The organism is Agrobacterium sp. 719_389, assembly GCF_900188475.1.
Taxonomy (GTDB): domain Bacteria; phylum Pseudomonadota; class Alphaproteobacteria; order Rhizobiales; family Rhizobiaceae; genus Agrobacterium; species Agrobacterium radiobacter.
The window spans coordinates 281,497-301,732 of the sequence record NZ_FYEM01000003.1 but is presented as its reverse complement, the minus strand read 5'-3'; the positions used below and the strand labels follow the sequence as shown (position 1 = coordinate 301,732).

At 59.9% G+C, this 20,236-nt stretch carries 22 protein-coding genes; 4 read left to right on the top strand and 18 right to left on the bottom strand.

Annotated features, from left to right (window positions below; genetic code table 11):
• Window positions 1-13: 13 nt before the first annotated feature.
• Both dapE and CFB10_RS08400 read left to right on the top strand, forming a co-directional pair.
• Window positions 14-1,210, top strand: a complete 1,197-nt coding sequence (dapE, locus tag CFB10_RS08405; RefSeq protein WP_020011038.1) for a succinyl-diaminopimelate desuccinylase — start codon at window positions 14-16, stop codon at window positions 1,208-1,210.
• A complete protein-coding gene (locus CFB10_RS08400) occupies window positions 1,194-1,790 on the top strand; it encodes a hypothetical protein (protein WP_020011039.1) in 597 nt (198 codons plus the stop codon). The genes dapE and CFB10_RS08400 overlap by 17 nt, the downstream gene beginning before the upstream one ends.
• Before the next feature lie 20 nt (window positions 1,791-1,810).
• On the opposite strand, the gene truA is transcribed toward CFB10_RS08400, so the two are convergent.
• From truA to def, 3 genes are read right to left on the bottom strand one after another with little or no spacing between them, the layout of a single operon-like run.
• The gene (gene truA / locus CFB10_RS08395; RefSeq protein WP_020011040.1) at window positions 1,811-2,611 is read right to left on the bottom strand and encodes a tRNA pseudouridine(38-40) synthase TruA; all 801 of its coding nucleotides are present in this window, start codon (window positions 2,609-2,611) and stop codon (window positions 1,811-1,813) included.
• Window positions 2,611-3,546 carry a methionyl-tRNA formyltransferase gene (gene fmt, locus CFB10_RS08390; protein WP_020811935.1) on the bottom strand — a complete coding sequence of 312 codons (936 nt, stop codon included), beginning with the start codon at window positions 3,544-3,546 and terminating at the stop codon, window positions 2,611-2,613. The genes truA and fmt overlap by 1 nt, the downstream gene beginning before the upstream one ends.
• Before the next feature lie 45 nt (window positions 3,547-3,591).
• Window positions 3,592-4,104 carry a peptide deformylase gene (gene def, locus CFB10_RS08385; protein ID WP_003503724.1) on the bottom strand — a complete coding sequence of 171 codons (513 nt, stop codon included), beginning with the start codon at window positions 4,102-4,104 and terminating at the stop codon, window positions 3,592-3,594.
• A gap of 148 nt (window positions 4,105-4,252) precedes the next feature.
• On the opposite strand from def, the gene CFB10_RS08380 reads away from it, so the two are divergent.
• Window positions 4,253-5,446 carry a DNA recombination protein RmuC gene (locus CFB10_RS08380; RefSeq protein WP_003503726.1) on the top strand — a complete coding sequence of 398 codons (1,194 nt, stop codon included), beginning with the start codon at window positions 4,253-4,255 and terminating at the stop codon, window positions 5,444-5,446.
• Between the two features lie 54 nt (window positions 5,447-5,500).
• Window positions 5,501-6,400: a ribokinase gene (locus CFB10_RS08375; RefSeq protein WP_020011042.1), complete on the top strand. Its 900-nt coding sequence runs from the start codon at window positions 5,501-5,503 to the stop codon at window positions 6,398-6,400.
• A 12-nt stretch (window positions 6,401-6,412) separates the two neighbouring features.
• Here CFB10_RS08375 and trmB read toward each other — a convergent pair whose 3' ends face one another.
• The 15 genes from trmB to trpS all read right to left on the bottom strand — a co-directional run bounded on the left by trmB (window position 6,413) and on the right by trpS (window position 20,228).
• A complete protein-coding gene (trmB, locus tag CFB10_RS08370; RefSeq protein ID WP_020011043.1) occupies window positions 6,413-7,111 on the bottom strand; it encodes a tRNA (guanosine(46)-N7)-methyltransferase TrmB in 699 nt (232 codons plus the stop codon).
• 171 nt (window positions 7,112-7,282) lie between these two features.
• On the bottom strand, window positions 7,283-8,545 hold the full coding sequence (metK, locus tag CFB10_RS08365; RefSeq protein ID WP_020011044.1) for a methionine adenosyltransferase: 1,263 nt from the start codon (window positions 8,543-8,545) through the stop codon (window positions 7,283-7,285).
• 191 nt (window positions 8,546-8,736) lie between these two features.
• On the bottom strand, window positions 8,737-9,156 hold the full coding sequence (locus tag CFB10_RS08360) for a helix-turn-helix domain-containing protein (protein WP_026363797.1): 420 nt from the start codon (window positions 9,154-9,156) through the stop codon (window positions 8,737-8,739).
• 133 nt (window positions 9,157-9,289) lie between these two features.
• Window positions 9,290-10,879 (bottom strand): apolipoprotein N-acyltransferase, encoded by a 1,590-nt coding sequence (gene lnt / locus CFB10_RS08355; RefSeq protein ID WP_026363798.1) that lies wholly within the window; start codon window positions 10,877-10,879, stop codon window positions 9,290-9,292.
• Between the two features lie 187 nt (window positions 10,880-11,066).
• Window positions 11,067-12,206: a hemolysin family protein gene (locus CFB10_RS08350; RefSeq protein WP_020011047.1), complete on the bottom strand. Its 1,140-nt coding sequence runs from the start codon at window positions 12,204-12,206 to the stop codon at window positions 11,067-11,069.
• Between the two features lie 15 nt (window positions 12,207-12,221).
• Window positions 12,222-12,728, bottom strand: coding sequence for an rRNA maturation RNase YbeY (ybeY, locus tag CFB10_RS08345; RefSeq protein WP_020011048.1), 507 nt, complete (start codon window positions 12,726-12,728; stop codon window positions 12,222-12,224).
• A 9-nt stretch (window positions 12,729-12,737) separates the two neighbouring features.
• On the bottom strand, window positions 12,738-13,793 hold the full coding sequence (locus CFB10_RS08340; RefSeq protein WP_026363799.1) for a PhoH family protein: 1,056 nt from the start codon (window positions 13,791-13,793) through the stop codon (window positions 12,738-12,740).
• 40 nt (window positions 13,794-13,833) lie between these two features.
• Window positions 13,834-15,237, bottom strand: a complete 1,404-nt coding sequence (miaB, locus tag CFB10_RS08335) for a tRNA (N6-isopentenyl adenosine(37)-C2)-methylthiotransferase MiaB (RefSeq protein ID WP_020011050.1) — start codon at window positions 15,235-15,237, stop codon at window positions 13,834-13,836.
• 62 nt (window positions 15,238-15,299) lie between these two features.
• A complete protein-coding gene (locus tag CFB10_RS08330; RefSeq protein ID WP_020011051.1) occupies window positions 15,300-16,097 on the bottom strand; it encodes a 1-acyl-sn-glycerol-3-phosphate acyltransferase in 798 nt (265 codons plus the stop codon).
• A gap of 30 nt (window positions 16,098-16,127) precedes the next feature.
• On the bottom strand, window positions 16,128-16,556 hold the full coding sequence (locus CFB10_RS08325; RefSeq protein WP_020011052.1) for a Fur family transcriptional regulator: 429 nt from the start codon (window positions 16,554-16,556) through the stop codon (window positions 16,128-16,130).
• 69 nt (window positions 16,557-16,625) lie between these two features.
• Window positions 16,626-17,120, bottom strand: a complete 495-nt coding sequence (locus tag CFB10_RS08320) for a GNAT family N-acetyltransferase (RefSeq protein ID WP_020011053.1) — start codon at window positions 17,118-17,120, stop codon at window positions 16,626-16,628.
• Window positions 17,121-17,163: 43 nt separating this feature from the next.
• On the bottom strand, window positions 17,164-17,832 hold the full coding sequence (gene tsaB, locus CFB10_RS08315) for a tRNA (adenosine(37)-N6)-threonylcarbamoyltransferase complex dimerization subunit type 1 TsaB (RefSeq protein ID WP_020011054.1): 669 nt from the start codon (window positions 17,830-17,832) through the stop codon (window positions 17,164-17,166).
• A 16-nt stretch (window positions 17,833-17,848) separates the two neighbouring features.
• Window positions 17,849-18,412 carry a NifU family protein gene (locus tag CFB10_RS08310; RefSeq protein ID WP_003503755.1) on the bottom strand — a complete coding sequence of 188 codons (564 nt, stop codon included), beginning with the start codon at window positions 18,410-18,412 and terminating at the stop codon, window positions 17,849-17,851.
• Window positions 18,413-18,557: 145 nt separating this feature from the next.
• Window positions 18,558-19,049 carry a universal stress protein gene (locus tag CFB10_RS08305; RefSeq protein ID WP_003503758.1) on the bottom strand — a complete coding sequence of 164 codons (492 nt, stop codon included), beginning with the start codon at window positions 19,047-19,049 and terminating at the stop codon, window positions 18,558-18,560.
• A gap of 114 nt (window positions 19,050-19,163) precedes the next feature.
• Window positions 19,164-20,228 carry a tryptophan--tRNA ligase gene (trpS, locus tag CFB10_RS08300; protein WP_020011055.1) on the bottom strand — a complete coding sequence of 355 codons (1,065 nt, stop codon included), beginning with the start codon at window positions 20,226-20,228 and terminating at the stop codon, window positions 19,164-19,166.
• Window positions 20,229-20,236 lie beyond the last annotated feature (8 nt).

Below are 20,236 nucleotides of genomic sequence, written 5' to 3'. Positions count from 1 at the left end.
TAAAGCGACTGCCATGACCACGACCGATCCCGTTGCCAATCTCGCCGCCCTCATCCGTTGCCCTTCGGTGACGCCTGCCGAAGGCGGCGCGCTTTCCCTGCTCGATAGCCTGCTTTCACCGCTCGGCTTTGCGGTGGACAGGATGGTGGCGAGTGAGGCGGGAACGCCTGACGTGGAAAACCTCTATGCCCGGCTCGGCACCGAGGGTCCGCATCTGATGTTTGCGGGCCATACGGATGTCGTTCCCGTGGGCGACGAGGCGGCGTGGAGCCATCCGCCTTTTGCCGCAGAGATTGCCGGCGGTGAAATGTTCGGTCGCGGGGCGGTGGACATGAAGGGCGGCATCGCGTGTTTCGTGGCGGCAATCGCCCGTCATATCGAAAAACACGGCAAGCCGCAGGGTTCCGTTTCCTTCCTGATTACCGGCGACGAAGAAGGCCCGTCGATCAACGGCACCTCCAAGCTGCTGGAATGGGCCGCCGCCAGGGGCGAGACGTGGGACGCCTGCGTGGTGGGTGAGCCGACCAATCCCGACCAGCTTGGCGACATGATCAAGATCGGCCGCCGGGGATCGCTCTCAGGCCGGATCACCGTCCATGGCGTTCAGGGTCACGCCGCCTATCCGCATCTCGCCGACAACCCCATTCGCGGTCTGCTGCAGCTGACCCATGCGCTGATGCATCCGCCCTTCGATCACGGCACGGATGATTTCCAGCCATCCAATCTGGAGGTGACAACCGTCGATACCGGCAATGCCGCCACCAATGTGATCCCGGCGCGAGCGACAGCGGCCTTCAACATCCGTTTCAACGACACCTGGACGGCGGAGGGCCTGCGCGCGGAAATCATCCGCCGCCTCGACGCCGCTGCGGCCGAGGGTGAGCTTCGCCCCGAACGCGCACCGGTGAAATATGAGATCGTCTGGGCCGACCGCCCGTCCCATGTCTTCCTGACGCGGAACAATGCGCTTATCTCATCGCTCTCAGGCGCGGTTGAAGCCGTTACCGGCAAGGAACCGAAGCTTTCGACCACTGGCGGCACATCCGACGCACGCTTCATCAAGGATTATTGCCCTGTCGTGGAATTCGGCCTCGTCGGGCAGACCATGCATATGGTCGATGAACGCGTGGCGGTTGCCGATCTCGAAACGCTGACGCGCATTTACGAGACCTTTATCGAACGCTGGTTCGCCCATGCCGACGGCAAGTGAAGTAAGGCTCTATCTGACCGGCCTGTGGCTTCTGCTGCTGGGTGATCATAACGGTGCGCGTTATCTTGATCTCTCCGAGCGCGGCATGTGGCGATCCTTCTATTCCGCGCTCTGGTGCCTGCCGGCCATGCTGGTTTCCTGGCTGTGGCTGCGGGCTGCCTTCCTCGCCAGCTATCCGCCGGGCACCGGAACGGGATTCATCTTTTTCTTCCGCCTTGCCATGGTTGAGGCTATCTGCTGGATCGTGCCTCTGCTTTTGATCGGCATGCTACTATACGCCTTCGGCGCTCGGGAAAAATTCGCGCCGCTCGTCACCACCATGAACTGGCTGTCGCTGCCATTTTCCTATGCCTATGCGGTTCTGATACTGATCGCGTTCTTCCTGCCGCCGCTGCAGGGATTGATCGCCGTTCTCTGGCTGGCGCTGCTGCTGTCACTGGTTTTCGCCTTTTCGCGGATCGTGCGGTTCTTCATCCGCGATCAGTCGCTGCTCGTCTCGGCCATCGTCATGACACTGCTGGTGCCGGCCATGCTTCTATCGGAAGCACTGCAACGTTTTCTCGGTGTCTATCCCGCCTGAGAATGGCGCAGATTTAGACGTCAGTCCGCATCCTCGGACATGTCGACTTCGGGACGCCGGCGCGGCGGAATGACGTCGGGATAATCGACCTGCACGAAATAAAGACCGTCCGGCGGTGCGACAGGGCCGCAGGCTTTGCGGTCCCGTGCCTCCAGTGCGGCACGCAAGTCCTCCGGCGTCATCGTGCCCTCGCCCGCCAGTTTCAGCGTGCCGGCGAAAGAGCGGATCTGGTTATGAAGGAAGCTCTGCGCCGTCGCGCGTATCTCGATGAGATCGCCATTGCGCGTCACATCCAGCCGGTCGAGCGTGCGCACGGGGCTGTTCGCCTGGCAATGGACCGAGCGGAAGGTGGTGAAATCATGCCGGCCGACGAGCATCTGGGCGGCTTCATGCATGCGCTCATGGTCGAGATCCTTCGACACCCACCATGCCCGCTTGTGCTCCAGCGCCAGCCGGGCCTTGCGGCAAATGATGCGGTAGAGATAGTGCCGACGAAGGGCGGAAAAACGGGCGTCGAAATCCTCGGTCACGGAAGCGGCATCGAGAACGGCCACGGCTTCGCCCGCCATGGCGAGATGCGCATTGAGGGCGTTGCGAAGCTTGTAGGGCTCCCAGTCGCGCAAAAGATCGACATGGACAACCTGCCCAACGGCATGCACACCGGAATCGGTGCGGCCGGCGCCGCGAATGGAGACGCTCTCTCCCGTCAGCGAGCGAACCGCAGCCTCCAGCGCACCCTGAACCGAGGGGCCGTTATCCTGTCTCTGCCAGCCGTAATAAGGCGTGCCGTCATATTCGACGGTCATGCGGAAACGCGGCATCAGCCGAGCCTCGTTGTGGCCGGAACGGGGGTGCCACGAACGAAATCAGCCGCCGACATCGGTTTGCCGCCCGCCTTTTGCAGGCGGGTGAGCCGCACGGCCCCGCTGCCGCAGGCAATGGTCAGAGCATCGTCGAGCGCTGCGCCCGCTTCTCCCATGCCGCTTGCCAGTTCGGAGGCGAGAACCTTCACGCGCTCCGTCTTGCCGCCGATGTCCATTTCCAGCCATGCGCCGGGAAACGGCGAAAGGCCGCGAATGTGATTATGCACATCCTGCGAGGGCCGAGAAAAATCGACGCGAGTCTCGCCCTTGTCGATCTTCGCGGCATAGAGAACACCCTCTTCCGCCTGTGTGACGAGCGGCAGGTCATCTGCTTCCAGCTTTTCCATCGCCTGCCGCATCAACCGCGCGCCTGTTAGCATCAGACTGTCATGCAGCTCGCCGGCCGTCATGTTATCGCCGATCGCGACTTTCGCGGTCAGCGCGACGGGACCGGTATCGAGCCCCTTTTCCATTTTCATGACCATCATGCCGGTTTCGGGGTCGCCGGCCATGATCGCCCGCTGGATGGGAGCAGCACCGCGCCAGCGCGGCAGTAGAGAGGCGTGACCATTGTAACAGCCGAGACGCGTACCGGAGAGGATCGCTTCGGGCAGCAGCAGCCCGTAAGCCACGACAACCGCCACATCAGCATTGAATTCCCGGAACTGCTGACGATCTTCCTCAGCCTTGAAATTCACGGGCGTAAACACCGGAAGCCCCAGCAATTCGGCAGCCTGATGCACCGGTGACTTCTGCAGATCGAGACCTCGGCGGCCGCCGGGACGCGGCGGCTGGGTGTAGACAGCGACAACCTCGTGGCCCGCCTCCACCAATGCACGCAATGTGGGAACGGAAAAATCCGGTGTGCCCATAAATATGATGCGAAGAGCCATTGTCGCCCCCTGCCCTGTCGTCCATTCCGGTCCAGAGAGGACGGATCAGATCTTTGCGCGGGCCGCTTTCGTGAATTTCTTGATAACCATGTCGCGCTTCAGCCGCGAAATATGGTCGATGAACAGAACACCATTGAGGTGATCGATCTCGTGCTGCAGGCAGGTAGCGAGCAGACCATCCGCCTCGACCGTCTGCTGCTTGCCGTCACGGCCGACATATTGCACCGTGAGCGAGGCGGGACGCTCGACCTCGGCGTAGTAGTCGGGAATGGAGAGGCAGCCTTCCTCATAGGTCGAGACATCGTCCGACACCTTGAGGATTTCCGGGTTGATGAAGACGATCGGGGTCTTCTCCTCACCTTCACGCGCAACGTCGATCACCAGCATGCGGCGCGCCACGCCGATCTGGATAGCGGCAAGGCCGATACCCGGCGCGTCATACATGGTTTCAAGCATGTCGTCGGCAAGACGCAGCACCTCTGCATCCACCTTTTCGATGGGCTTCGACTGCTGGCGCAGCACGGGATCGGGCAAAATGATAAGCGGTTTGATGGTCATGGCTTCCCATAACGTATCTCTTGCGCGGAGGAAATAAAAAATACGAGGTTCAAATCGCCTCGGGCATCCACCCCGCCCGACTCATTTCCGCCACAGGAATGTTCTTGTTTTGATCTTCCGAATCACTGGAAATCTGCTAGATTTAATCATGAGTATAGATTTCTCCGTTCTCCTTGATCCCGCGCTGCGGGCCGGCTCCGTTGATATCAGCTTCGGCGCGCTGCTCGCGGCTCTGGTTTTCGGTCTGGTCACAACCTGGCTGGTCACGACAAACCGCGTGAAAAAAGCGGGAGCCGACGGTGAAATCTCCGACCTCCTGAAAACGCAGTCCGAACTGCACGGCCGGATCGCCGCCATGGCGGAAACGCTCGGCACCCGTCAGACCGAGATGAGCCAGACGCTCAACCAGCGCCTCGACGGCATGTCACAGCGCATTGGCGAAACACTGACGGAACAGACCCGCTCGACCCATGAAAATCTGAGCCGACTGCAGGAGCGCCTGGCGGTCATCGACGCCGCGCAGGGCAATATTCAGGATCTCGCCAAGGACGTGGTCGGGCTGCAGGCCATCCTTTCCAACAAGCAGACACGCGGCGCCTTTGGACAGGCACGCATGGAAATTCTGATCGCCGACGCCCTTCCCGCCGGCGCTTTCCAGCTTCAGCCGACGCTTTCGAACGGTTACCGGCCGGACTGCACCATCAAGATGCCGAACAATGCGCCGCCGCTCGTCATCGACGCGAAGTTTCCGCTGGAGGCATGGAACGCCATCAAGGCGGATGAGACACCGGAAACCAAACGCGCCGCCGTTCAGCAATTCCGCCGCGATATGGAAGTGCATATTCGCGATGTGGCCGAGAAATACCTCATCCGTGGCGAAACACAGGATACCGCCTTCATCTTCGTGCCGTCCGAATCGATCTTCGCCGACATCCACCAGCATTTCGAATATCTGGTGCAGCGCGCTCACCGCGCCCGTGTCGTCATCGTTTCGCCGTCGCTTCTGATGCTGTCGGTGCAGGTCATTCAGTCCGTGCTGAAGGACCAGCGCATGCGGGAGCAGGCGCATCTCATCCAGGGGGAAGTTGCTCTTCTGATGGACGATGTGCGGCGGCTGGACGACCGGACGCGCAAGCTGCAGGCCCATTTCGGGCTGGCACAGAAGGACGTCGACATGATGCTCATCTCCTCCGACAAGGTCCTGGCACGCGGCCAGAAGATCGAAGGACTTGATTTCTCGCCGACGGAAAAAGACGCCCCGCATGGTGAAATCGAGCAGGCGCGTCGCTTCGCCGAAAACAGAGCCGGCGCAGCCAAATTGCGGGTAGTTGACGACGAGTGATCGTCTCGGGCAAAGTCGCCGCCTTGCTCAAATTTCATATGGACCCAGCGCCCCATGATTACTGTTTTCGGCTCCATCAACATGGACCTCGTCGCGACCGCCAAACGCCTGCCCAAACCCGGTGAAACCGTAACGGGAGAGACATTCTCCACGGCCGCCGGCGGCAAGGGAGCCAATCAGGCGCTGGCCGCGCGGCGTGCAGGCGCCACAGTCAAGATGGCAGGGGCTGCGGGTGACGATACCTTTGCGGCACCGGCGCTGACATTACTGCGCGACGCCGGCACCGACCTGTCTCTGGTCAAGACTGCGCCCGGCCCGACGGGAACGGCGGTGATCCTGATCGGTGAAGGCGGAGAGAACATGATCTCAGTCATTCCCGCCGCCAATGGCGAGGTCTCCGCCTCCGATGCCGCAAAGACCGTATCCGACATGGCCGCTGGCGACATTCTGATGCTGCAGTTCGAGATACCGGCCGCAGCCATCGAAGCGGCGTTGACGGCCGCCAAGGCAAAGCGCATCACCACCGTCATCAACACAGCGCCGCTGACCGATGACGGGCCGCGTCTCGCCGGTCTCGCCGATATCGTCATCGCCAATGAAACCGAGTTCGAGTTGCTGATCGGCAAGAATGGCCTCTCCAGCGCCGAGCGGGAAAACGAACTCAAGACCCTTCACGACAGGACCGGCCAGACATTGATCGTAACGCTTGGTGCAGACGGCGTGATCGCCATGCGCAACGGCAAGGTCTACAGGGCTTCCGGCCTCAAGATCGAGCCGGTTGATACGGTTGGCGCGGGCGATACCTTCTGCGGTTATCTCGCCGCCAGCCTCGATCAGGGGATGGATTTCGAAAGGGCGCTGAAGCGTGCCGCCGTTGCAGGTTCGCTCGCCTGCACGCGCGCCGGCGCCCAGCCTTCCATTCCGCTGGCAGCGGAAGTGGATGCCGCGCTCTGAGGGATCAGCCGCTCAACGACGAATGAAGGTGAGATAGGCCGAGCTGCGGCCTTCTCTTTTCGCCTTGTTTTCGTAACGCGTGCCCGGCCAGTTGGCATAGGGCGTGCGCCAGTCGTCAGCGCTCGTCGCCGTCCATTCAAAACCGCCATGCCGGGCGCAATGCTGCAGCGTCCAGTTGACGTATGTATCGATATCCGACGCAAAGCAGAATTTGCCGCCGGGTTTCAACACGCGATGGAAACGGGCGAGATTGACGTCCGAGACAAAACGGCGCTTCCAGTGTTTCTTCTTTGGCCACGGATCGGGATAAAGCAGATCGATGTGATCGATCGACCGTTCCGGCAACCAGTCGAGCAGCTGCGTCGCATCATCGTCATAGAGCCGGATATTCATCAGCTCGCGTTCGCGCACCGTGGCGAGCAGCTTGGCCATGGAGTTAACGAAGGGCTCGACCCCGATGAAACCCGTCTCGGGGTTTTCGACCGCGCGGTGGGCGAGATGCTCGCCACCGCCGAAACCGATCTCCAGACGGATTGATCGTACATCCGCCGGAAAAAGAGCGGCGAGATTTTGCGGCGGAGCGCTTTCCAGATCGATTTTCAGCAAAGGCAGCAGGTTCTCGATCGTATCGACCTGCTGATTGCGCAGGGGCTTGCCCTTGCGTCTGCCAAAAAAAGCTTCCGTTGCGCGCGAACGCCGTTCTTCCGTCATCTCATACTCTCAAGAACAAATAGATTTAACCCGCACAGCGCCACATGAGGCACTGTGCGGGTTACAAAAGTTGGCGACGGTATCTCTCAATCGCCGTCAAATAACAAGCGCGATATCCAGTTGACGCATTTTCCGGACGTAAAACCGCTACGCACTTTTACTGGAAATGCTTCAAGCGCTCAAAGCTTCCTTGAGCGGCTTTACCAGATCGAGCTTCTCCCAGGAGAAGGAGCCGTCACGGCCGGCCTTGCGGCCGAAATGACCGTAGGAGGACGTCTTGGCGTAAATCGGCTTGTTGAGGTCGAGATGACGGCGGATACCCGACGGAGAAAGGTCCATGACCTTGCGGATCGCGTTCTCGACCTGATCTTCGCTGACCTTGCCGGTGCCATGCAGATCAACATAGATCGACAGGGGCTGAGCAATGCCGATTGCGTAGGAAATCTGGATCGTGCAGCGCTCGGCAAGGCCGGCAGCCACGACGTTCTTGGCAAGATAACGGGCAGCATAGGCGGCGGAACGGTCAACCTTGGTCGTGTCCTTGCCGGAGAATGCGCCACCGCCATGGGGAGCAGCACCGCCATAGGTGTCGACGATGATCTTGCGGCCGGTGAGGCCCGCATCACCATCGGGACCGCCGATGACGAACTTACCGGTCGGGTTGATATACCACTGGCAATCGTCGGCGATCTTCAGGTCGCCCAGAGCTTCGCGGATATAGGGCTCGACAACAGCGCGAACCTTCTTCGAATCCCAGCTTGCATCGAGATGCTGCGTGGACAGAACGATGGATACAGCTTCCGAAGCCTTGCCGTCGACGTAACGAACCGTCACCTGGCTCTTGGCGTCAGGGCCGAGTTTCGCCGCTTCGCCTTCGCCGCTCTTGCGGGCGGTGGCGAGCAGCTGAAGGATACGGTGAGAATAATAGATCGGCGCCGGCATCAGATCCGGCGTTTCCTTGCAGGCGTAACCGAACATGATGCCCTGGTCGCCGGCGCCCTCGTCGCCCTGCTTGTCAGAGGCGTTGTCCACGCCCTGCGCGATATCTGCCGACTGCGGGTGCAGGAGAACGTCGATCTTGGCGGTCTTCCAGTGGAAACCATCCTGCTCGTAGCCGATGTCGCGGATCGCCTTGCGGGCGGCGGACTTGAACTTCGAAGGATTGATGACCGGATGGCCGGCGGCGTCTTTGACGACCTTGCCGTCCTTGTCCTTCTTCAGAAGTGTATCGGGAACGCGAACTTCACCGGCGATAACAACGCGGTTGGTCGTCGCAAGCGTTTCACATGCGATGCGCACGGTCCACGGGTCAACACCCGTCTTGGACGCTTCACGATAAATAAGATCCACGATTTCATCAGAAATACGATCACAAACCTTGTCCGGATGACCCTCGGCCACGGACTCGCTGGTGAACAGGTAATTGGCACGCATGCGGGATTCCCCTCAAAGAACGGTCTTGGAGTTTGTTAGTCATTTCAGGCGCGAAAAACAAGGACACAACCACATAAATATATCTTTATGTGAGAATTCCTTTCCAATCCGGCACAAAAAAACGGTCCTTGCGGACCGTTGAGTGCCCGGCATCCCGTGCCGGAAATTTTCTGCGCTGTGCGGGCCAGGCTCTACTCGGCATCGCCCTCGGCGGCGAGTGCCTTGACGAGATCAACGAGGCGACGGCGAACCTTGGGGTCGGCGATCTTCACGAATGCGCGGTTCAGCTGCAAACCTTCAGCCGAGGACAGAAAGTCGACCACGTAATTGGAGCTCGACGCTTCCGCCATGCCGGTCGTACCGCCGACCTGATCGCCGGGCGCATCTTCGAAAAAAAAGGAAACCGGTACATTGAGGATCGCGGAAATATTCTGCAGGCGGCTGGCGCCGACGCGGTTGGTGCCTTTTTCATATTTCTGGATTTGCTGAAAGGTAATTCCAAGACTTTCACCCAGCTTCTCCTGGCTCATTCCGAGCATGGTTCTGCGAAGGCGAATTCGGCTTCCGACATGAATGTCGATGGGGTTAGGCTTTTTCTTATTCTCGGTCATCATGCGGTCCTGACACTCGGAAAGGGTTGATATCTCGCTTCAGTACTATTCGAAGAAATGAGCCGGTATTTCGACAACGGCTAAACTTGTTTTACGACTGACGTATTCACTATGCAATTGTGGGGGTTCGCGGTCAATTCTGGCGCCGCGCAAAACTCCACGCAGGCAATACCGCGACGATTATCAAGATGGAAAAAATCAACCAGAAATACGTCCGATGTGTGTCGTAGGTAAATGCGTCGTTTGACCCACCACTCAAAGTGGCGTCAACAATTCCGACCCGACCGTAGTCCAGCCCTGCAATAATGCGGCCATAGGGATCGATGACGGCAGAAATTCCGGTATTGGCGCCGCGAATCACCGGCACGCCCGTCTCAACGGCCCGTACCCTTGCCTGTAGAAAATGCTGATAGGGGCCGGGCGTATCACCGAACCAGCCATCATTCGTCACGTTCAGGATGGCGGCCGAGCCGGCCAGCCCGGGCGTCATCTCACCCGGAAAAATGATCTCGTAACAGATCAATGGATAAAAGGTCTTGCCCGAAGGCAGAGTGAGCGGTGTGCGCGAAGAGGCCGCAGAAAAGCCTCCCGGCAGGGCAATGACATTATCGATGCCGAATTCCCGCAGAATGCCTTCAAAGGGGACATATTCGCCAAAGGGGGTCAGATGCACCTTGTCGGTCGCACCGATGATCTCACCCTGGCTGTCGATCGCATAGACCGAATTATAATAACGCGGCGGCCGGCCGGCCCCCTGATCTTCCATTCTGACGGCGCCGGTGAACAGCACCTGGCCATCCTCGAGTGTTCTGGCAATTTCCGCCAGAGCATCCGGATTTTGCGTCAGGATGAACGGCACGGAAGTTTCCGGCCAGACGATGATATCAGGGCGTTTTTTCCCCTCGCCCGGCGGCAGGGCCGTCAACCGCAGATGCTCGCTGAAAATCTCGGCGCGGTCGTCGTTCAACATCTTGCGGGACTGATCGATGGAAGGCTGAACGATCCTCACCGTCAGGGCGTCCGCCGGGATCTCCGCCGGCGTCTGCAAGCGATAAAAGCCATAACCGAAATGGGCGGCCAGCAGCAGACCCGCCAGCGCCAGCCCCGGTCCCATGCCTTTTTTCGTACCGAGCAGCGCCGGTGAGGCGAAGATGAAAACCGCCAGCGTCGTGATGCTGAAAAGACCGAGCAGATGCGCCGACTGCATCATGATCGGGATGGGCATGATGCCGTAGCCGATGGCGTTCCAGGGAAAGCCGGTCGCCAGAAAACTGCGCAGCCATTCCGTAAAACCGAAAGCGGCGGCAAGCGCCGCGATGCGGCCAAGGCCATCCGACCAAAGGAGATTGGCGGCGGCAACCGCAAAACCGTAAAACAGCGCCAGAAACGCCGGCAGACCGAGGATGGCAAGTGGCAGCGCCCAGGCGAATTCATCAGCCTCCAGCAGAAGCGCATTGCCCAACCACCACAGGCCGGCCACGAAATAACCAAGCCCGAAACACCAGCCTATGCCGAAAGCCGGCAGAATACGGCTGAAGTGGCCGCCGCCGGGCTTTCCCGTGCAGCCGTCCACAAGCCAGACTAGCAGGGTAAAAGACAGAAATAGCGCCGCGAAAAAGCCGAATGGAGGCAAGGCAAGCGCCCCGACCGCACCTGCAGCAATCGCCATCACTGCGCGGCTCATGCCGCCGGCCAGCATTACCCTGCCTGCAAGACGCTCCATGCCATCTCCGTTCATGCGCATGTGGAAAAGCCCGCAGCCACGGAATTTCCCCTCAGACTCGACGTAAAGGAAAAAAGATTCGCAGTCCACAGGAGGGATGGCGGCCGGAGCGCCGTGCGGCCTTTTGGCCGCTCCGACCTGTCAAATTGCTGCGTGGCGGAGATGACGGGGCATCCCGTCATCTCTCCTAATCGGCGTTCTGCTGGTGCGTGATGAGGCGAACATCCGGCGCGGGCAGCGCAATAACCCCGTTGGCTTCGCCCGGAGCGCGGTCATCCTCACCTTCGGAGCCATGATCCCGGGCGATACGAACGCCCTTGATGCGCCGGCTATCCGCATCGAGAATCTGGAACTCGAAACCGGGCACTGCCCGAACCACCTCGCCCTTGGCCGGAATGCGGCCGAGTGCGAAAAAGATGAGGCCGCCGAGCGTGTCGATTTCTTCGAGATGTTCGCGCACGTCGAATTCCGGCCCGATCACCTCGGCAAGTTCGGTAAGTTCCGCGCGCGCATCGGCAACAAGCACATCGGCGGAAAGGCGCGAGAACATCGCCTCATCCTTGTCGTGCTCGTCATCGATGTCGCCTACGACCATCTCAACGATATCCTCGTGGCTGACGAGACCGTCCGTGCCGCCATATTCATCGATAACAAGCGCAAGCTGCGTTCTCTGCGCCTGCATCGTTTTCAGAAGATCGGAAGCGAGCATCGAGGGCGGCGCGAAGAGAATTTTACGCACGAGCCCGGCATCGGCGACCGTCTGTTCAAGATCGACCCGAGCCAGATCGAAATTCGGCCGCGGTGAGCGCGGCGCCTTCACTTCGCCATAAGCGACGCTTCGCGATCCGGCGCGGCGCTTGTTGCGGGCCTGCTTGGCGACATAGGCCAAAAGATCGCGAATGTGGATCATCCCTTTCGGGTTATCCAGGGTCTCGTCATAAACCGGCATGCGGGAGCGTCCGGTTTCCTCGAAGAGGATCAGCGCATCGCCGATCGTCATGTTCTGGTCGAGACCATCGATATCGACCCGCGGGATCATGATATCTTCGACCCTGATCTCACGGAAACGGAGGATATTGTTCAGCATCGCCCGTTCTTCAGGCGAAAAGGCCGCACCGATTTCGGTATCGTCCATCAGCGCGTCGGTCAGATCCTCGCGCAGGCGCTCGCCCTGGGATGGTTTCAGCAGCCGTGCGATGCGTGACCAGATGGTCGATTTCGGCTTGGCGTTGTAGTCGTGACGTAAGTGACTACTGCCCTCCTCCGAAGAGGACTGCTCGCCGTTTTCTCTGCCCTCATTGGCAGGTCGTGCAGAATGTTCGTTCATGGCTCCAGACAATATTTAAAGCGGTTCCTGACCCGCGTAGGGATCAGATAGGCCAAGCACCGCCAAAATGCGAGTCTCAAGCGACTCCATTTCTTCCGCTTCTTCCTCGTCCATGTGGTCATAACCGAACAAATGGAGGAACCCGTGGACGAGAAGATGGGTCAGATGATCCTCGAAACTCTTGTCAAGTTCAAGAGCCTCGCGTTCAACCGTCTCGCGCGCGATGACGATATCGCCCAGCATCGGGCCCGGCATACCGCCCGGCTCCAGCGGAAAAGCGGGAAAAGACAAGACATTGGTCGCCTTGTCCTTGTCGCGCCACTCGGCGTTGATTTCCCGGATATTTTCATCGTCGGTGAAGACCAGCGAAAGTTCCACGGGCATTTTCGGGAAGGGTTGATCCTCTTCCCGCTTCAGAAAATCGGCCGCCTCATCCATCACTTTGGTTGCAAAGGCAGCCAAGTCCTCTTCCGAGGACCAGCCTTCGGCCTCGACGCTGATTTGAATATCCAGAGCTGTCATTGCTTTGCGTCAGTCGCCCTTCACGAGGCTTTCGTCCGGCACGGCCGTGTGGGATTCGTAAGCCCGGACGATGCGCGCCACCATCGGGTGACGGACGACATCGACATCCTTGAAGCGCACGACGGACACGCCTTCGACATCGGTGAGGATTTGCAAGGCCTCGACAAGACCGGATTTCACGCCGCGCGGCAAATCCACCTGGCTCGGGTCACCCGTCACGATCATGCGGCCGTTTTCGCCGAGACGGGTCAGGAACATCTTCATCTGCATCGTCGTCGTATTCTGGGCTTCGTCCAGAATGACGGCGGCATTGGCGAGCGTGCGTCCGCGCATGAAGGCCAGCGGCGCGATTTCGATGACGCCCGCCTGAATGGCGCGCTCCACCTTGTCACCCGGCATCATGTCATAAAGCGCGTCATACAGCGGGCGCAGATACGGATCGACCTTTTCCTTCATGTCGCCGGGCAGGAAGCCCAGGCGCTCGCCCGCTTCCACGGCGGGACGTGACAGGATGATGCGGTCGACCGCGCCGCGCTCCAAAAGCTGGGCGGCGTGCGCCACGGCCAGATAGGTCTTGCCGGTGCCGGCAGGACCGACGCCGAAAACCAGCTCGGACTGTTCCAGCGCCCGCATATAGACATCCTGCGTCGGCGTGCGGGCAGCGATGGTCTTCTTGCGGGTGGAAATCTGCGCCATGGAAATCTTCGCCTTGCGCTCCATCGTCGGCAAGGTCAGCTGGTCGTCTGCGGCCATGGCCATGCGGATCGCGCCTTCCACGTCGGAAACCTCAGCGGTTCCGCCCTTGAGCAGGCGCTCGTAGAGGAAATCGAGCGCCCGGCGGGCCTGGTTGGTAGCGACCACATCGCCGGTGATGGCAACGGAATTGCCGCGCGGGCGCGCATCGATATTGAGGCGCTGTTCCAGCAATTTCAGGTTCTGATCGAACTGACCGAATAGCTCTCCCGCTATCCTGTTATTCTCGAACGTGAGGACAAAGTGATTGGCGTCGGTCGCGGCTTGGCGTGGCTGGCGCGATGAAGGTGATACCAATTCATGTGCGTTCAAGCGGTCAGGCTCCTGTCCCAATCAGTGTCGGCTCCTCACTCTAACTCTCTGCCACCTCGGCAAACAAGCTGTTTGGACCCGTTGCGGTGATTCGTACATTAACAATGTCACCGATTTTCAACGTCTTTGCATCAAGATTCACGGATTGCAGCCATGGAGAGCGACCTATCAACTGCTCATGCATGCGACCGGGCTTTTCCAGCAGCACATCCATGGTTTTTCCGACCAGCGATTCCGCAAATTCCTTCTGCTGCCGCAGCAACAGCGCCTGCAATCTCTCCAGACGCTCGGCCTTCACCTCTTCCGCAACCTGATCCGTGAGATCAGCGCCCGGCGTGCCGGGACGGGTGGAATATTTGAACGAAAAGGCCTGCGCGTATTTTACCGTCTCGACCATCGCCATTGTATCTTCGAAATCGCGATCCGTCTCACCGGGGAAACCGACAATAAAGTCTCCCGACATGGCGATATCAGGGCGGGCGGCGCGGATTTTTTCGATAAGCTGGATATATTCCTCGCCCGTATGGCGACGGTTCATCGCTTTCAGAATGCGATCGGAGCCAGACTGCACCGGCAGGTGCAGATAGGGCATCAGGATGCGCAGATCGCGATGCGCGCCAATCAGGCGATCATCCATGTCGCGCGGATGGCTGGTGGTATAGCGAAGCCGCGCAAGGCCGGGAATTTCCGCCAGCCGATACAGCAATTCGGCAAGTCCCCATTTCTCGCCCTGCGGGCCTTCGCCCTGCCAGGCATTCACATTCTGGCCAAGCAGTGTGATTTCGCGCACGCCGGCATCGACGAGCTTCATCGCTTCATCGACGATCTGGCGCACGGGGCGCGAGACTTCCGAACCGCGCGTATAGGGCACGACACAGAAGGTGCAGAACTTGTCGCAGCCTTCCTGCACCGTCAGAAACGCCGTAACGCCACGGGTTCTCAATGTTGATTTTTCGGCGACCGGCAGATGCTCGAACTTATCCTCGACCGCATATTCGGTCTCGATGACGCGCTCGCCGCCGCGCACGCGCTTCAGCGCATCCGGCAGGCGGTGATAGGTCTGCGGGCCGATGACGACATCGACAGCAGGCGCGCGACGAAGGATTTCCTCGCCTTCCGCCTGCGCCACGCAACCGGCAACGCCGATCATGAATTCGCGGCCCTGCTCTTCGCGGGATTTTTTCATGTCACGCAGGCGGCCAAGCGCCGAATAGACCTTTTCAGCCGCCTTTTCGCGGATATGACAGGTGTTCAGCAGAACCAGATCGGCCTCGCCCATATCCTCGGTCTGAACGTAACCATCCTTCGCCAGCGCATCGCTCATGCGGACGGAATCGTAGACATTCATCTGACAGCCATAGGTCTTGATGAAAACCTTACGGCTGTTCGAACCCTCGCGGGCGATCATGGGTGTGGCGTCAAGGCCGAGCGTTTCCTGGGTCATGGCGGCTATCTAGTGTTTTTCCCGGCCAGATTAAACAGAAAAATGCCGGAAAAGCTACGATCTCACGAATTCCGCCAGCCGCCGCGCAGGCTGAAGGCCAGCATGGAGCGGATGGCGGCGGCAATATCTGTAGCCAGTCGCTTGCGGTTATCGGTGCTGTGGAACGGTACACTGTCACCGAACGTCACGTCGACATCGATGGCGCCGGCCCTGATGATACCGAGCAGATGCGGCACGAGCGTGATGCTGCCCGGCCAGGCGGCAATGACGCGGTGGTAACGCCCCATGGCCATGCCCTGCACCCGCGTATAGGCGATGGCGACCGGCTGCACATAAACGAGCTTGCCCGGAACCTGTTCAGCCGCAGTGGAAGCCGCACCGAACAGCGAGGATTTGACGGCGAGCATGCGGTTGCCATCCGAGGTGGTGCCTTCGGGGAACAGGACGACAATCTCGCCATCGGCCATGCGGCTGGCGATCTCGCTCACCTGTGCTCCGGTGCTGCGCTTCTGCTCGCGCTGCACGAAGATGCTTTTCTGCAGACGGGCGAGCCAGCCGAAGACCGGCCAGTCGCGCACCTCCGTCTTGGCGATGAACACCACGTCGGCAATGCTGCCGAGAACGAGAATGTCCTTCCACGAGGCGTGATTGACCGCCAGCATCAGCGGTTTTGCCCGCTCCACATCCCCATGGACATGCACGCGGATGCCGAGAACATGGCAGGCGATGCGGTGCCAGATGCGCGGAATGCGGCGACGAATCCGCCAGTCGAAGGCAAGGCCCAACAATTGCAGCGGCAGCAATATAAGCGTGACGATCAGGAGAACGACCGCAATATAGACTGTCCGCAGCCACATCATGATTGGACCGTGCGCTTGTTCACCGACGTCTCAGTGTTCGCCGGGCTTCAACGGCACGCCGTAAAGTTCCAGCCGGTGATCCACGAGCTTGAAACCGTGTTCCCGGGCGATCTTTTCCTGGAGGGCCTCGATCTCGGGCGAATGAAACTCGATGACCACACCGTTCTTCAGATCGATCAGATGGTCGTGATGTTCTTCGGGCACGGTCTCGTAACGCGAGCGGCCATCGCGAAAATCGTGACGCTCGATGATGCCGGCATCCTCAAACAGCTTCACCGTTCTGTAGACGGTGGAAATCGAGATGCGCGGATCCACGGCGGAGGAACGGCGGTAAAGCTCCTCGACATCGGGGTGGTCTGCCGATTCCTGAAGGACACGGGCGATGACGCGGCGTTGGTCGGTCATCCGCATGCCGCGCTCGGCACAAAGTTCCTCCAGCGTTTTCGAAAGGTCTATCACGTCTTCTGGCCTTTTGAGTATTCCGGTTGAATTTCGGGGCTCTCGCCGAAAAATGCCTGTCGCAGGGAACTAGCGAAGATCGCGGCGCATGACAAGCGCCGTCGACTTCGTTCCATCCTTGGCGGTGTAATAGGCCTTGCGTTCCGCGACGGTTTTGAAACCGAGCTTCCTGTAGAGCCCGAGAGCGGAGACATTGTTATTGTCCACCTCGAGAAACATGGTTTCAGCGCCACGCATCATCGCCTCGCGGATGGCCGACTGCATCAGGCGCCAGCCGAGACCCGCGCGTGCGAACTTGTCGGCCACGGCAACTGTGAGGATTTCCGCCTCGCCCGCCACTTCCCGCGCCAGCACGAAACCGCCGAGCGGTTTGCTGAAAAATGCGTTGGTCTGGCGTGCCACAGCACCAAAAACCGATCCTTGCGTCAGCAGTCCGGAAAACTCCCCGTCGTTCCACGGGCGCGGAAAGCGCAAGGCGTGCAAGTCCGACACCGCGGCGCAATCCTCATGCTGCATCGGCACGATCTCGAAATAGGGCTTCCAGGTCAGATAGTCGTCAAACATCACAAAAATCGGGAATCAGAAACATGCACTCATGCATGCCGTATCAGGCAACGTCCTGGCGTGCCAGCGCAAAACCGGTCTGCGGCCGGGCATCCGGTCCACGCAGATAAAGCGGCGCGGGTTTCGGCTGGCCCGCCTGCTTGCGCGCGCCAGCACGGGCAACGGAAGCAATCGGAAAATGATCCGGCCCGGACCCGCTTTCCTCTCCTGCAAACAGCGGCGCGGCGGAGCCGATGACGGAACCATTGAAACCGGAAAGAACACCCCTGGCGTCATCCAGAGACAGAAGCGCCGCCTCGTTGAGCGGTGATCCGTCCGTGCCGAATGCCTGAAGATAGGTTTCGCCGCGTTTCGCATCGAGCCCGACGGCCACGGGCCGGTCGGGATTTTCGAGCAGATGATGCAAGGCAAGCGTCTCAAGTGTGGTCACACCCATCGCCTCGACGCCGAGCGACAGGGCAAAACCACGCGCAGCGGCGACACCGACACGGATACCGGTGAAAGACCCCGGCCCGATCGTCACGGCAATGCGTTCGACGTTCTGGAGCGACAGTTGCGCCTGCTCCAGAGCCCCGTCGATCACGGCCATCAGTCTTTCGGCGTGGCCCTTGCCGATCGTTTCGCAGACCTCTCCGAGCACCCTGTCTGAGATGCTGTCATAGATGCAGGCGGAACAATCCACACCTGAGGTGTCGAGTGCGAGAACAATCATGACCTGGCTTACAGCATTATACCGCTTCGACTTCGCGCACTTCCGGCACGAAATGGCGAAGCAGGTTCTGAACGCCATGCTTCAGCGTGGCGGTGGAGGACGGGCAGCCCGAGCAGGCGCCCTTCATGTTCAGGAACACCGTGCCGTCGCGGAAACCACGGAAGGTGATGTCGCCGCCATCCTGCGCCACGGCAGGGCGGACGCGGGTATCCAGCAGTTCCTTGATGGTCGCGACGATGGTTTCGTCACCCTCCTCGAAGAACTCGCCTTCCTCATCTGACACTTCGGCCGCGATAGCCGTACCCATGATGGGGCGGCCGGACATGAAGTGCTCCATGATCGCGCCCAGAATGGCCGGCTTCAGGTGCTGCCATTCCGCGCCGTCCTTGGTGACGGTGATGAAATCGAAACCGAAATAAACGCCGGTAACCCCCGGAATGGTGAAGAGGCGCTCCGCCAGGGGCGAAGCCTGCGCCTGCGAAGGATTGAGAAACTCCACCGTCCCGCTTTCCAGCACCACCTTGCCCGGCAGGAACTTGAGCGTCGTGGGGTTCGGCGTGGCTTCCGTCTGAATGAACATCGTCTTCTCCTTCGAGGTCGCCGTTCACGCCCCGTAATTTAGAATTCTTCCAAAAAATACGCCCGGCGAAGCTTCACTTCAAGCCCTGACATGATAATTACATTCAAGAAATCGTCAGCCCCTAAATCTTGCCCGAACCCCGGGGTCAGCAGAGTGCGTCGATTTCCTCGTCCGACAACGTATCCGGCAGCACGGTGACGGGGATCGGGAAGGCTGCCCCTCGCCCGGCAATGGAGGAAACGAGCGGCCCCGGCCCTTCTTTTGTCGATCCCGCCGCCAGAACGAGAATCGCGATATCGCGGTCTTCCTCGATCAACCCGTGGATCTGCTCGGTGGCGCTGCCTTCGCGGATCACCGCTTCCGGCTCGATGCCGATGGTTTCACGAACCTTCTGGGCGATCTTGGCGAGTGTGGCTTCCGCCTCCTCCCGCGCTTCCGCCCGCATGATCTGCTCGACACCAAGCCATTGCTGGAAGTCGCCTTCGGGGATCATGTAAAGCAGCACAAGCCCGCCATTGGAATTCTTGGCGCGACGACCGGCATAGTGCACGGCCCTTTCGCATTCCGGTGTGTCATCGATAACAGCGAGAAACTTGCGACGATGCCCTTCCAGACGCGACAGCCGTTTTGAAACCATTCTGCACTCCCTAGGTCCGCCGTGATCCGAGAAACCGCCCGACGGTTCGGGCGGAGATTATATCAAATCACGGCAGGCGCAAACCGCCCACCGCATCCGCGCAGCAGCGACCTGTCAGCGCAGGAAGCCGATGATATCGCGCACCTCGTTCATCGTCTTTTCGGCGATGGCACGCGCCCGCTCGCCGCCTTGGCTGAGGATGGCGTCGATATGGGTCGGGTCATCGAGAAGACGGCGCATCTCATTATTGACCGGCGCCAGGACATTGACGGCAAGCTCGACGAGGGCCGGCTTGAAGGCCGAGAACTGCTGTCCGCCGAATTCGGCAAGAACATCGGCCTTGGTCCTGTCGGACAGGGCGGCATAGATGCCGACGAGGTTTTCGGCTTCGGCACGGCCTTTCAGGCCTTCCACTTCGCTCGGCAGCGCGTCCGGATCGGTCTTTGCCTTCCTGATCTTCTTCGAAATCGCATCGACATCATCCATGAGGTTAATGCGCGACAGATCGGAGGGATCGGACTTCGACATCTTCTTGGTGCCGTCCTTCAACGACATCACACGCGGTGCCGGACCGCCGATCAGCGGTTCCACCATCGGGAAATAGGCGTGCACCGGCTCATCGCCGACCGTGATATCGAGCCCAAGCCCCGCCTTGCGGATATGATCGCTGAAATCGATGTTGAATTTCTGGGCGATGTCGCGTGCGAGTTCCAGATGCTGCTTCTGGTCGTCGCCGACCGGAACATGGGTGGCGCGATAGACGAGAATGTCGGCGGCCATCAGGCTCGGATAGGCGAGCAGACCGAGCGAGACCTGCTCGGCATTCTTGCCGGACTTGTCCTTGAACTGCGTCATACGCTCCATCCAGCCGATGCGCGCCACGCAATTGAACACCCATGCCAGTTCCGCATGCTGCGGCACGGCCGACTGGTTGAAGACGATGTGCTTCACGGGGTCGATACCGGCTGCGATGAAGGCGGCCGCAATCGAGCGGGTCTGCGCCTTCAGGTCGGAGTGAACGAGCTGGGCGGTGATGGCATGCATGTCGACGACGCAATAGATGCAGTCGTTATCTTCCTGCAGCGCCACGAACTTGCGGATCGCGCCGAGATAGTTGCCGAGATGCAGATTGCCGGTCGGCTGGACGCCCGAGAAAACCAGCGGCTTGAATGCGTTCATTGTCGTCC